At 63.2% G+C, this 13,425-nt stretch carries 11 protein-coding genes; 7 read left to right on the top strand and 4 right to left on the bottom strand.

All coding sequences use genetic code 11. The features are described from left to right. Positions 1 to 202: 202 nt before the first annotated feature. Genes CIT25_RS22175 through CIT25_RS22195 form a run of 5 tightly spaced genes read left to right on the top strand, consistent with a single transcriptional unit; the run spans position 203 to position 5,099 of the window. Complete coding sequence (locus tag CIT25_RS22175) at positions 203 to 484, top strand: acyl carrier protein (protein ID WP_095486660.1); 282 nt, start codon at positions 203 to 205, stop codon at positions 482 to 484. A gap of 38 nt (positions 485 to 522) precedes the next feature. After that, positions 523 to 1,713: a beta-ketoacyl-ACP synthase gene (locus CIT25_RS22180; RefSeq protein WP_095486661.1), complete on the top strand. Its 1,191-nt coding sequence runs from the start codon at positions 523 to 525 to the stop codon at positions 1,711 to 1,713. 15 nt (positions 1,714 to 1,728) lie between these two features. Continuing rightward, positions 1,729 to 3,000, top strand: coding sequence for a beta-ketoacyl-ACP synthase (locus CIT25_RS22185; RefSeq protein ID WP_095486662.1), 1,272 nt, complete (start codon positions 1,729 to 1,731; stop codon positions 2,998 to 3,000). Positions 3,001 to 3,036: 36 nt separating this feature from the next. After that, complete coding sequence (locus CIT25_RS22190) at positions 3,037 to 4,065, top strand: zinc-binding dehydrogenase (RefSeq protein ID WP_095486663.1); 1,029 nt, start codon at positions 3,037 to 3,039, stop codon at positions 4,063 to 4,065. A gap of 38 nt (positions 4,066 to 4,103) precedes the next feature. Further along, positions 4,104 to 5,099: a lipid A biosynthesis lauroyl acyltransferase gene (locus CIT25_RS22195; RefSeq protein ID WP_164759118.1), complete on the top strand. Its 996-nt coding sequence runs from the start codon at positions 4,104 to 4,106 to the stop codon at positions 5,097 to 5,099. Between the two features lie 145 nt (positions 5,100 to 5,244). Here the strand turns inward: CIT25_RS22195 and CIT25_RS22200 are convergent, their stop codons facing one another. The 4 genes from CIT25_RS22200 to CIT25_RS22215 all read right to left on the bottom strand — a co-directional run bounded on the left by CIT25_RS22200 (position 5,245) and on the right by CIT25_RS22215 (position 10,088). Further along, positions 5,245 to 6,027 carry an ATP-binding cassette domain-containing protein gene (locus CIT25_RS22200; protein ID WP_095486664.1) on the bottom strand — a complete coding sequence of 261 codons (783 nt, stop codon included), beginning with the start codon at positions 6,025 to 6,027 and terminating at the stop codon, positions 5,245 to 5,247. Then, the gene (locus CIT25_RS22205; RefSeq protein ID WP_095486665.1) at positions 6,020 to 8,275 is read right to left on the bottom strand and encodes an ABC transporter permease; all 2,256 of its coding nucleotides are present in this window, start codon (positions 8,273 to 8,275) and stop codon (positions 6,020 to 6,022) included. Before CIT25_RS22205 ends, CIT25_RS22200 begins: the two co-directional genes overlap by 8 nt. Before the next feature lie 84 nt (positions 8,276 to 8,359). After that, complete coding sequence (locus CIT25_RS22210) at positions 8,360 to 9,442, bottom strand: substrate-binding domain-containing protein (RefSeq protein WP_095486666.1); 1,083 nt, start codon at positions 9,440 to 9,442, stop codon at positions 8,360 to 8,362. A gap of 217 nt (positions 9,443 to 9,659) precedes the next feature. Beyond that, positions 9,660 to 10,088 carry a L,D-transpeptidase gene (locus CIT25_RS22215; protein WP_095486667.1) on the bottom strand — a complete coding sequence of 143 codons (429 nt, stop codon included), beginning with the start codon at positions 10,086 to 10,088 and terminating at the stop codon, positions 9,660 to 9,662. A gap of 217 nt (positions 10,089 to 10,305) precedes the next feature. On the opposite strand from CIT25_RS22215, the gene CIT25_RS22220 reads away from it, so the two are divergent. Then, positions 10,306 to 11,580 carry an acetylornithine deacetylase/succinyl-diaminopimelate desuccinylase family protein gene (locus CIT25_RS22220; RefSeq protein WP_095486668.1) on the top strand — a complete coding sequence of 425 codons (1,275 nt, stop codon included), beginning with the start codon at positions 10,306 to 10,308 and terminating at the stop codon, positions 11,578 to 11,580. Positions 11,581 to 11,744: 164 nt separating this feature from the next. Next, a complete protein-coding gene (locus CIT25_RS22225) occupies positions 11,745 to 13,223 on the top strand; it encodes an ABC transporter substrate-binding protein (RefSeq protein WP_095486669.1) in 1,479 nt (492 codons plus the stop codon). Positions 13,224 to 13,425 lie beyond the last annotated feature (202 nt).

The raw sequence follows: 13,425 nt of genomic DNA on the forward strand, positions 1-13,425 counted from the left end.
GCTTGGAACGATGGCGCCGACGACAATCCGATCGGATGGTTGCGGAACATCGCCGGGAGGTTCCCGCAACACCTATTGCCCTGACAGAACTGCCACCCCATCTGCGCCCGGCGCATCAGGCCCTTTTCCTGCCCGGAAAAACCGATTAGACAGCGCGCAAACACATGCGGACAGATTCCGCCCGCAACCGAAGGAAAAGCCCTTGTCCACCACGTTCGCCAAAGTCGCCAAGATCATCGCCGACACCAGTGAGATCGATATCGACACGATCACCCCTGAAAGCCACACTATCGACGACCTCGGCATCGACAGCCTCGACTTCCTCGACATCGTCTTTGCCATCGACAAGGAATTCGGCATCAAGGTGCCGCTGGAAAAGTGGACGCAAGAGGTCAATGACGGCAAGGCCTCGACCGACGATTACTTCGTCATGAAGAACCTGTGCGCCAAGATCGACGCCCTGGTCGCGGCCAAGAACGCCTAAAATAGTTCGTCTTCAAGCCTGACCCACAACAGCCGCCCATGAGCCCTCACCACGTCGTCATATCAGGCATCGGCCTTGTCTCTTCGCTGGGAGAAGGTCCGGATGCGCATTGGCGCAAACTTGCCCAGCCGGGCCTGGAACCCGTGCTCGAAGCCGCGCGCTTCTCGCCCTACACCGTCCACCCGCTGCCGGAGATCGACTGGAACCTGCAGATCGCCAAGCGCGGCGACCAGCGGCAGATGGAAACCTGGCAGAGGCTCGGCACCTACGCCGCCGGAATGGCGCTGGACGACGCGGGCATCAAGGGCAATGACGAACTCTGCACGACCATGGACATGGTGGTGGCTGCCGGCGGCGGCGAGCGCGACGAGGCGGTCGACGCCGATATTCTCGCCGCTTCGGAAAGCCGCAACGACCGCGACGTGCTGCTCAACGAGAAACTGACCACCGAGTTGCGGCCGACGCTGTTTCTGGCGCAGCTTTCCAACCTGCTCGCCGGCAACATCTCGATCGTCCACAAGGTGACGGGATCGTCGCGCACCTTCATGGGCGAGGAAGGTGCAGGCGTCGCCGCCGTCGAGACGGCCGCCGCGCGCATCCGCTCCGGGCAATCGACGCACATACTGGTCGGCGGCGCCTTCCAGACCGAACACTCCGACATGCTGCTTGGCTATGAACTGGCCGGCTACCTGCATCGCGGCCCCTGGAAACCGGTCTGGCAGAGGCAAGGCGCCGAAGGCGGCGGCGTGGTGACCGGATCCGGTGGCGCGTTTCTCGTCCTGGAACAGCGCGAACACGCGATCAGCCGCGGGCGAAAGATTTATGCCGAACTCGGCCCGGTCGTATCCGGACGCGCCAAACGCCGGCAGGGCGAGCTCGATGCCGAGATTGCCGCGCTGCTCAGGCAGGCAGCGCTGCCGAACGGCGAGTTGCTGACGATTTCAGGCGCTTCGGGCGCCCATGCCGCTACTGCCGCGGAGAAATCGGTGTTCGGCGCCAATCCGGCGATTGCCGCACGCGGCTTTTCGACGCTGACCGGTCACATGAAGGAAGCGCAGTTTCCCTTCGCCGTGGCGCTGGCGGCATTGGCTGTCGAGCGCAAGGCCGCCTACCCGGCTTTTGACGCCGCCACCGAGAAGCCGTTCAACGGCGTTCCCAGGACCGTCCTTGCAACGGCGATCGGCTATCACCAATTCGAGGGCTTGGCGTTGGTCAACGCCGCCGATTAAAGGTCCAGGACAGTCATGGCCAATCTGAACGACCACATGGGCAGGCCGATCGTCGCCGTCACCGGCATCGGCGTGGTGACGTCGCTGGGCGTCGGCAAGGCCGACAATTGGGCAGCGCTCACAGCGGGTAAGTCCGGCATCCATCCGATCACCCGCTTTCCGGTCGACCATCTGAACACCCGCATCTCCGGCATGGTCGATTTCCTGCCGTCGAGCTCCAAGGGCGCCAGTCTCCTCACCTACGAATTGGCCGAGACCGCCGCGCAGGAAGCCGTGGCCGAAGCCGGCCTTAATTCGGGCGATTTCGGCGGGCCGCTTTTCCTCGCCTCGCCGCCGGTCGAACTCGACTGGAGCGAGCGCTTTTCGCTCTACAATTCCGACAAACACGACATCGGCGCCGAACGGCTGCTTCGCGTGGCGCGCGGCTTGAAAGAACTCGATGTTTTCGAGACCACCCAGTTCGGTTCGATCGCCGACCGGCTCGCCGACCGTTTTGGGACGCGCGGCCTGCCGATCACGCTGTCGACGGCTTGCGCCTCGGGCGCCACCTCGATCCAGCTCGGCGTCGAGGCGATCCGCCGCGGCGAATGCGACAGGGCGCTGTCGATCGGCGCCGACGGTTCGGCGACCGCCGAGGCGCTGATCCGTTTCTCGCTGCTTTCCGCGCTCTCCACCCATAACGACATCCCCGAAAAGGCGTCCAAGCCGTTCTCCAAGGACCGCGACGGTTTTGTCCTCGCTGAGGGTTCTGGCGCGCTGGTATTGGAATCGCTGGAGGCAGCACTTGCCCGCGGCGCGACCATTCTCGGCATCCTGCGTGGTTGCGGCGAAAAGGCCGACGACTTCCATCGCACCCGCTCGAAGCCGGACGGTTCGCCGGCGATCGCGGCGGTTCGCGCCGCCCTCGCCGATGCAGGCCTGAGCGAAGACGAGATCGATTATGTCAACGCCCATGGCACCTCGACGCCGGAAAACGACAAGATGGAGCATCTGTCGCTGTCGACCGTGTTTGGCGAGCGGATCGGCTCGATGCCGATCTCGTCGAACAAGTCGATGATCGGCCACACGCTGTCGGCGGCCGGCGCGGTCGAGGCCGCATTTTCGCTGATGACCATGCGCGAAAGCGTCATCCCGCCGACCATCAATTACGACAATCCCGATCCGGCGATCGTGCTCGACGTGGTGCCGAACAAGAAGCGCAACGCCGAGGTCGGCACGGTCCTCTCGAACTCCTTCGGCTTCGGCGGCCAGAACACCTGCCTTGTCATGGCGCGGGAACCGGTCTAAGCGAGCGCTTTCCGCTCAACAGAACCGACAGGCCTAATGCGCGCATTGCAACTTATCGAGGACCGCCGCCTTGAAACGGTGGACCTGCCGCCTCCGCCGCAGCCTGCGCTGGGCGAAGTGACGCTGCGCATCAAGGCCGTGGCGCTCAACCATATCGACGTCTGGGGCTGGCGCGGCATGGCCTTCGCCAAGCGCAAGCTGCCGCTGGTCGTCGGCGCCGAAGCCTCCGGCGAGGTCGAGGCGGTCGGCCCCGGCGTCTCCAGCCTTGTGCCCGGGCAGCTTGTGTCGATCTATGGCGCGCGCACCTGCGGGCTTTGCCGCGCCTGCCGCGAAGGCCGCGACAATCTTTGCGAGCATGTTTCGGGCGTTCACGGCTTCCATCTCGACGGCTTTGCGCAAGAAAAGATAAACCTACCGGCGCGCCTGCTGGTCCCTGCCCCGCCCGGCGTGACGGACATCGGCGCGGCCGTCGCGCCCGTCACCTTCGGCACGGTCGAGCACATGCTGTTCGATAATGCCAAGCTGCAAGCTGGCGAAACCATCCTCATCCATGCCGGCGGCTCGGGCATCGGTTCCGCCGCGATCCAGCTTGCCAGGAAAATGGGCTGCACCGTGATCACCACGGTCGGCTCAAACGATAAGATCGATAAGGCGAAGGCGCTTGGCGCCGACCATGTCATCAACTATCGCGAGGACCGTTTCGAAGGCGTGGTGCGCAAGCTGACGAAGAAGAAGGGCGTCGATGTCGTCTTCGAGCATGTCGGCGCCGACACCTTTGCTGCCTCGATGCTGTGCCTGAAACGCGGTGGTCGCCTGGTGACCTGCGGCTCGACCTCGGGCGTTTCGACCCAGATCAATCTGATGCAATTGTTCCAGCAGCAGCTGAAGCTGCTCGGCTCCTTTGGCTGCCGCATGGAAAACATGGCGGACGCCATGCAGAAAATGGCGGCGGGGCTGGTTTCTCCGGTTATCGACACAGAAGTCGGCTTCGGCGACATCGAGGCCGCGCTGAAGCGCATGGAAGGCCGCGACGTGTTCGGCAAGATCATCCTGCGCGTCGGTTAGACCCTGATGTTGCTGCCTAAGAACATCGTGGTCTAGGAATGATCGGCGACGCCTTCAGGAAGCTCCGCAGGGACCTGGCGTTCCGCCATGGCAGGCGGTTGCGCCAGTTCAACTATTGGCTGCTGGCGCGCGCCGCGATGACGATGATTTGGGTGCTGCGCCTGCTGCCGGTCGACAGCGCGCTCAATTTCGCCGACCGTGTCGCCCGCCGCGTTGGGCCTTGGGTTGGGCGCCACAACGTCGCCATCGCCAATCTGCGCAAGGCATATCCGGAAAAGAGCGACAGCGAGATCCAGGCCATCGCTTCCGACATGTGGGGCAACATGGCTCGCCTCGCCGCGGAATACATCTTTCTCGATGCGCTCTTCGATTACGACCCGAAAGCGACGAAGCCGGGCCGCGTCGAGGTTCGCGGCGTCGATCATTTCGTCGAGATCGCCGGCGAGCAAAAACCGCATATCATCTTCACGGGGCATCTCGGCAATTTCGAGCTGCTTCCGGTGGCGGCAGCCACTTTCGGCATGAACATCACGGCGCTGTTTCGCCCGCCCAACAATCCGTATCTTGCCGACTACATCCTCTCGACGCGCCGCTCGACCATGGGATCCTTGCTGCCCTCCTCGACCGGCGCTTCATTCGCGCTTGCCGCCATCCTGGAGAAAGGCGGCAATATCGGTGTGCTGGTCGACCAGAAATTCTCGGGCGGGCTCGAAACGACCTTCTTCGGCCGCCCATGCGAGAGCAACCGGGTTCTGGGCACTCTGGCGCGGCACTATGACTGCGATGTCTATCCGGCGCGCTGCGTGCGCCTGCCGGGCAACCGCTTCCGGCTCGAGATCGAGGACAAGCTGACCTTGCCGCGCACTGCCGGCGGCAGTGTCGACGTCCATGGCACCACCCAGCTGCTCAACGACGTGGTCGAGCGTTGGGTGCGCGAGGATCCCGGCCAGTGGATGTGGTTCCACAAAAGGTGGGAAATCAGCGGCCGGCGCCGAAAGCGTCAACAGGCGAGACAGCGCGGCAAAGCCGCCTGAGCGGAAGCCGCAACATTGCTTTGTGACGGCAGTTATGCTAGTGACTGGGGCATGGTGCTGATTTGCGCCAACGACCCGCCCGGCTCCCGAGGCGGGTTTTTTTGTTTTGGCCATCGACCGCTCGTTGGTCGCCTGACAGCTCGTTTCAAGTTTTGATCGCCTCATCGGCCGTAAGCGCGTGCTCTCGCGTGCCGGAGACGATGATCTCCAGGACCTCATGCTCGTCGGTGTTCCTGACGTAGCGATCGCCGACGTTTTCGCCGCGCTTCAGCACCATCACGCGGTCGCCCACAGCGAAGATGTCAACGAGGCGGTGGGAGATGATGATCTGGGCAACGCCCTGCTTTTTCAGTTCCAGCATGGTCTCGAGCAGCCGCTCAGTCGCCATCACCGAGAGATTGGCGGTCGGCTCGTCGAGGATCACCACGCGCGGCTGGAAGGAGATAGCGCGGGCAATCGCCACAGATTGCTGGCGGCCGCCCGACAGGCTCTCGACCTTTTGATAGACGGAGTTCACGTCGACCTTGAGCCGCTTCAGCACACTGTCGGCTTCCGCGTACATTTTCCGCCGATTGACGAAAAGGCCCTTGAGCGGCCAACGGCCAAGAAAGATGTTCTGACCGACATCCATATTCCCGCAAAGAGCGAAATCCTGGTAGATCATCTCAATGCCGGCGTCGCGGCTTTCGTGCGGGCTCTTGAAGTGCACCGGCTGCCCGGCGACGAAGACCTCGCCGGCGTCGCGCTGGTAGGCGCCGGTCAGGATCTTCATCAGCGTCGACTTGCCGGCCGAGTTGTCGCCGACGAGGCCCAGTATCTCGCCGGGATAGAGCACGAGGTCGACGTTGCGGAGCGCCTGCACCGCACCGAAGGCTTTTTCGATGCCCCGCATTTCTACGATCGGTGCAGGCCTAGTCGGGTCACGCATGGGTGGTCTCCGCCGTTCTTGTGCGCCGCGCGAGGCGCGCCCGCAGGCGGCCGAAGATGTTGGCCTGGCGCACCCAGATGTCGATCAGCACCGCCACGATCAGGATGCCGCCGATGAAGACGTTGATCCAGTGCTGCGGCATGGCGAAGCCCTGGACGTTGAGCTGCAGCAGCGCCCGGATCAGGGTGATCACTGCCGCCCCGGCGAGCGCCCCGATCACGGTGCCGTAGCCGCCGAAGATCGAACCGCCGCCGATGATCACCGAGGCGATGGCGTCGAGCTCGCGGAACTGGCCGGCCACCGGGTTGAAGCTGCGGAAGTAGGCGACGTTGATGATCCCGGCCATTGTCGCGCAGAGCGCCGCCAGCATGAGCGCGAGGAACCGCACCCGGTTGGTGTTGATCCCGGCATAAGCGGCGGCGCGAATGTTGCCGCCGGTCGCATAGACCTTCTGCCCGAACGGCATGTAGGCGAGCACGACGCCGGCAACGAGGGCGACGAACAGCATCCAGATGGTCTGGACGCTCACCACCTCGGCGACCGAGCGCAGGAGTCCGTCCGACAGCGAGATGCGGTAGTGCAGCAGGATGTCGTTCACCTTGCGGCCAAGCAGGTTGTAGCCCTCGGGCCAGCCGGTGAGCTGCTGCCCGGCGACGAACCAGGCGGCGAGGCCGCGGGCGATGTAGAACATGCCGAGCGTGGCGATGAAGGCCGGCAGCTTGAAGCCGACGGTGACGATCGCGTTGACGAGGCCGGCGCACATGCCCGCGAGCAGGCCCATCGCCACGGCGGTCACGGGGTCGGCGCCGAGGACCTTGAGAAAATAGGCGGCGGTGCTGCCGGCGAGGGCAAGCACCGCCCCGACGGAGAGGTCGATATCGCCGGCGGCGATGACGTAGGTGAGGCCGATGGTGATCAGCGCAAGCTCGGTGTAGTTGAGCAGGATCGCGAAGCTATTGGACAGGTTCCACCAGTAGTCCGGCCGGAGCGCGAGCCCGGTCAGCCACAGGAGCACGGCCAGGATGACGGCGAGCGCGTCGCGCCGGGCGAGGACCTTGCCGAACCCGGTGGCCGACAGCGCCATGTCGGTCGCCATCGCGCCCTTGGTCTGCACCCCCTCGATCGCGATGCTGCCGATCTCGTAGGCCGGTGGCGGCGGCCGGCCGCGGAGCCAGGCCCAGAGGCGCCCTGCCACCTGGCGCCGGATCAGATAGGGCTCGATGAGCACCGCGACGATGAGCAGCAGCCCGAGGAACACCGGCACCGCGCCGACCGGCAGCGAGAAGACGGCGTTGACCGTGATCTCCTCGTCGCCGATCTTGATGATGCGCGTGATCGGCCAGCCCTCGCGCAACACCTTGTCGAGCAGCACCACCAGCAGCGCGCCAAGGCAGGATCCGGCGACCCGGCCGCGGCCACCGAGGATCGAGGCGCCGCCGATGATCACGGCGGCAATGACGATTAGCTCACCGCTGACGCCATACAGGGGCGTCACGCCTTTGTCCTGGGCTGCCGACAGCAGGCCGGCAAGCGCCGCGCAGAGCGAGGAGATCAGGTAGGCTCGGATGCGCACCCAGTTGGTCGGGATGCCGGCATAGGACGCCGCCTGCTCGTTGCCGCCGGTGGCGAAGGTCTCGTAGCCCCAGCGCGTCTTGGCGAGCACATAGGCGCCGATCACGGCGACAACGACGAAGATCACGATCTGGTTGTTGAAGCCGAGGAGGTTGGTCTCGCCGAGGTGAAAAAAACCCGGATAGCCGGTCGCCTTGGCGGGATAGTAGATCGCCTGGCCGTGGGTCAGCGCCAGCACGAAGCCGCGGCCGATGAAGAGGATAGTCAGCGTGGCGATGAACGCCGGCACCTTCAGGATGGTGACGAGCACGCCGTTGACCAGCCCGATCAGCGTGCCGAGCAGCAGGCAGAGGATCACCGACGTGACGACGCCGAGATCAAGAAAGCTCGGCGCGAACAGCCTGGCGAAGACGACGGCGACGAGGCCGTAGGTGGAGCCGACCGAAAGATCGAGGTCCTTGTTGACGATGACGAAGGTCACGCCGACTGCGATGATGGCAACGCGCGAGGTGTCGCGGAGCAGCGAGTGAAACGCCCCCGTTGACCCGAAGAACGCGGGATTGACGAGAGCGCCGCCGAGATAGAGCAGCAAAAGCAAGGCAACGAGCCCCACCTCCCAGCCGCCGACAATCTGGGACGGCGCACGGCCGAGCGATGTGGTCGCGGTAAACGCCATGGTCTCTTCTGGTCGATTTCCCTGCTGCCGCATTGCGGGAGAGCTTGCGCCCTCCCGCAGTGATTTCAGACGTTCCGAGCGGACTCAGTTCTCGAAGCGCTTGCCGACGTCCTCGACGGTCTCTTTCGTCACCAGTTGGGCGCGTGTGTCGAGGTTGGCCGCCGCGATGCCGCGATCGATCTCCAGATAGAGCTGCATGACCGGCCAGAAGCCCTGCAAGAAAGGCTGCTGCCCGAGCGCGCCGGTCAGATCGCCGCTCTTCATCGCATCCTGCTGGGCCGGGCCGAGGTCGAAACCGTAGGCGCAGATCTTGCCGGTCATTCCGGTCTGAGCAACGGCCTTGGCAAGCGCCGGCGTGAACACGTTGTTGCCGGCGAACGCGCCAACGACGTCGCCGCGCGATTCGAACAGCGTCACGATGCCGTTCACCGGGTCGTTCGGATTGGTGTCGATACCGGTGTTCTCCGGACCCGCGTCGACCTTGAAGGCATCAAGCTTGCCGGCATCCTGCAAGCCCTTGACGATGGCGTTGAAAGCCGAAGTGACGCGATTGTTCACCTCGATGTTGCCCATTGCGGTCGACGACGGCAGGACGATCGAACCCTTCTCGATACCCTTGTCCGCGAGGCACTTGACGAGCGCCTCGCCGGCGATTGCTGCAGCCGAGGCGTCCTGGCCGGTGTGGCCGATGCTGCTGCGGTTGAGGATCGTGCCGTCAAAGGAATTGGTCGTGGCGATCGGTATGCCCTTCGCCTCTGCGGCCTTGACGATGTCGTTATAGGCGCCGACCTGGGGCGTTGTCATGATCAGCCCGTCGATCGTCGGGTCCTGCACGATCTGGTTCAGGATTTCGATCTCGCGGGCAGGGTCGTCGGTCGGCGATTCCGAGCCGAGCAGCAGGACCTTGGCGCCGATCAGATTGCCGGCGACGGTGGCGCCGACGTAGACCGGATCGAAGAAGCCATTGCCGGCAGTGTGTGTCACGATAGCGAAAGTGAGGTGGCCATCGGCCGAATGGAAGTCCTTGGTACCGGGGGCCTCCTTTGCGGCTTCTTCGAAACTGTAGCCGCCGACCGCCTTATCGACACCGCCCGATTGTGCGTAGGCGTTCGATACGCCGAGCGATAACGCCGCGGCACACGCCGCGAGCGAGAAAATACGTTTCATGATTATCCTCCCTTGCAACCAACGGTCGGAAGCCGTTCAGGCGCATTTATTCAGGAGATTCCGAATGCTTCCTCCCACCCCGTATATTCTGCCCAAAGCTTGCCCGCGTAAATAGGCTCCCACTTTCCCCGACGAATTGGTTCAGCGCGGAAAGCAGGCGTCGCTTCACAAGAAGCGCCCTCTCTGAGTTCTTGTAGGGCCGCGAGCGTGCAGCCAGTTAGTTGGTCACGACGATCCGTGTGTTGCGGAAGCCGGCTTGCCGCACCATCGAATAGAAGGCGGCGGCATTGGAGGGATGCAGCCGCACGCAGCCATGCGACGCCGGGCGCCCGAGAGACTTCACCGCTCCCGTGCCATGGATGGCATAGCCGCCGCGGTAGAATACCGAATGAGGCATCGGCGACATGTCGTATTTGCGCGAATACCACATCCGTGCCGTTCGTTGCGGCCGGTAGGTGCCGCGCGGCGTGATATAACCTTGGCGCGCCGTGGATACGCGCCATCGGTAAACCGCCTGACCGTATCTTACAGTCATCGTCTGCGATGACACGTCGATCCTTGCAACCAGCTTGGCTGCCCAGCCCTCGACCGAAGAACCGAACAGCATTGTTGCCAGTAACGCTACCATGAGAACGGTCTTTTTCATGCGATCAAACCCCTTTGATTGCCCTTGCCTGCCTGCCTTCATGCTATTCTTCTTCTTTTGGCAAGTGAATGAGGTAACCACACACCTCTAACGAAATCACCAATCCAAAGCAGCGAATTTGAACGATTTCCCGCGATAGTTGCCGCAACGACACGCAACCAAGGCGCACCCACCAACAGGCTTGCCAAAGGGCGTTGTTGGCTGCTCAATTCGCCGAATGAACGAACTTCTCCTGAAAGCGGTCGATGATCGGATCGACGACCTGGTCGCACTGACCGCCGACCTGATCCGCTTTCCGACCATCAATCCGCCCGGCGAAGCCTACCGGCCATGCGCCGAATACGTTGGAGCGCGGCTGAAGAAGCGCGGTTTCGACGTCGAATTCATCCGCGCCGAAGGCACGCCCGGCGATACCGATCGCTACCCGCGCGTCAATGTCGTCGCCCGCTTCGATGGCCGCTCGCCCGGCGCCTGCGTGCATTTCAACTCGCATATCGACGTGGTCGAAGCCGGCGACGGCTGGAGCCTCGATCCCTTCGCCGGCATCGTCAGGGACGGCAAGGTCTATGGCCGCGGCGCCTGCGACATGAAGGGGGGCTTGGCCGCCTCGATCATCGCCGTCGAAGCCTTCATGGAGGTCTTCCCCGACTTTCCGGGCGCCATCGAAATATCAGGCACGGTCGATGAGGAGTCTGGCGGCTTTGGCGGCGTCGCCCATCTGGCCAGGCTCGGCTATTTCTCCAAGCCGAAGGTCGATCACGTCATAATCCCCGAGCCGTTGAACAAGGATCGCATCTGCCTTGGCCATCGCGGGGTGTGGTGGGCGGAGATCGAAACCAAGGGCGAGATCGCCCACGGCTCGATGCCGTTCCTCGGTGATAATGCGGTGCGCCATATGGGCGCCGTGCTGGGGGCTTTCGAGGACGAGCTGTTCCCGGCGCTCGACCGCAAGGTGACAAGCATGCCGGTCGTGCCCGACGGCGCAAAGCGCTCGACCATGAACATCAACTCGATCCATGGCGGCCAGACGGAGGATTTCCGGCCCGGCCTGCCCTCGCCCAACGTGCCCGATTCCTGCCGGCTGACCATCGACCGCCGCTTCCTGCTCGAAGAGGATTTGGGCACGGTCAAAAGCGAGGTGACCAATATCCTCGACCGGCTGAAGCGCGAGCGGAAAAAATTCGACTACGAAATCCGCGACCTGATGGAGGTGCTGCCGCTGATGACCGAGCGCGATGCGCCGGTGGTCAAGGCGGTGGCGCAAGGCATCATGGAGATATTCGACCGCGAGCCCGACTACGTCATTTCGCCCGGCACTTACGACCAGAAGCACATTGCCCGCATCGGCCACATCTACGACTGCATCGCCTATGGCCCGGGCATTCTCGACCTCGCCCATAGGCCCGACGAATGGGTCGGGATATCGGACATGGTCGAATCGGCCAAGGTGATGGCGATCGGGCTGAACATACTGCTCAGGAGCGCACGGTAATCCGGCAGCGACGGGGCAAGCTTCAATTGCTGAGTCGGCGGCTAACGGAAAAACATTCCTGCTGGCGCTGCCGGAAAGCACGAAACGCAATTTACTCCTCGGCGAAATCACGCTTCTATCCACCGGGTTTTGAACATTTTTTTGAGCATATCGGGAGCTGCACGATGAAATTGTGGAAAACCATTCTCACCGCTGCGGGCCTGATTCTGGCCGCCGGAACATCGGCATTTGCCGCGCGGACCGATCTGGTCATCGGCATTCCGCTCGAACCCCCACATCTCGATCCGACCGCGGGTGCCGCGGCGGCGATCGATGAAGTGCTTTACGCCAACGTGTTCGAGGGGTTGACCCGCATCGGCCCGAACGGCGAGGTGCTGCCGGATCTCGCCGACAGCTGGACCATTTCCGATGACGGCAAGGCCTACACCTTCAAGCTCCACACCGGCGTGAAATTCCATGACGGCACCGATTTCAACGCCGACGACGTGAAATTCTCGCTCGACCGCGCCCGTGCCGACAACTCCGTCAACGCGCAGAAGGGCCTGTTCGCCGCCATCGATACGGTCGAGGTGGTCGATCCGACGACGGTCAAGATCGCGCTGAAGAACCCGCAAAGTTCCTTCCTCTACAATATGGGTTGGGGCGACGCGGTCATCGTCGCGCCTGAGACAGCCGACACCAACAAGGAAAAGCCTGTCGGCACCGGGCCGTTCAAGTTCCAGAGCTGGGCCAAGGGCTCCTCGATCACGCTGATCAAATCCGACACTTACTGGGGTGCCCCGGTTGCTCTCGACAAAGCCGAATTCCGTATCGTCACGGATGCCGCAGCCGCCGTGCCGGCGCTGCTTTCCGGCGATGTTCAGGCCTTCCCTTTCTTCGATCCCGACAGCGTCGCGCAGATCCAGGGCGACCCGCGCTTCAAGGTGGTGATCGGCGCGACCGAGGGTGAGACCATCCTTTCGATGAACAACAAGAAGTCGCCTTTCGACAAGCTGCAGGTCAGGCAGGCGATTTCGTTTGCGCTCGACCGCAAGGCGATCATCGACGGCGCCTCGGCCGGCCTTGGCGTGCCGATCGGCTCGCACATGTCGCCCGCCACCAAGGCCTATGTCGACCTCACCGGCCTCTATCCGCACAATGTCGACAAGGCCAGGGAACTGCTGAAGGAAGCCGGCCTGGAGAGCGGCTTCAAGGCGACGCTGAAACTGCCGCCGCCTTCCTATGCGCGGCTTGGCGGCGAGATCATCGCGTCGCAGCTTCGCGACATCGGCATCGATCTGGAAATCGTGCCCGTGGAATGGGCGCAGTGGTTGGACCAGGTGTTCACCAAAAAGGACTACGACCTGACCATCGTCTCCCACACCGAGCCCAATGACATCGATATCTATTCGCGCAAGGATTATTACTTCAACTACGACAATCCGACCTTCGACAAGATCATCGCCGATCTGAACCTCACCTCCGATGAGGCCAAGCGCATGACGCTGCTCGGCGAGGCGCAGAAGATACTGGCCGACGACGCCGTGGTCGGCTTCCTCTACGAACTACCGAAAGCCGGCGTCTGGGACGCCAAGCTCGAGGGTTTTTGGGAAAACGCGCCGATCCAGGCCAACGATCTGACCAAGGTGAAGTGGACGGAATGAGGCAGCTGACAGAAAGGCGAAACTTGCACTCCGTCGCACCCCCCTCTGTCCTGCCGGACATCTCCCCCTCAAGGGGGGAGATCGAGCCCTCATCGCGGCTTTCGCTAACCATCAGCGTTGCAAGGCCAGCGCCGGCATGGAAACTGCCAATCTCCCCCCTTGAGGGGGAGATGTCCGGCAGGACAGAGGGGGGTCCGGCGCG

Source organism: Mesorhizobium mediterraneum (assembly GCF_002284565.1).
In the GTDB taxonomy this organism is placed as follows: Bacteria; Pseudomonadota; Alphaproteobacteria; order Rhizobiales; family Rhizobiaceae; genus Mesorhizobium; species Mesorhizobium mediterraneum.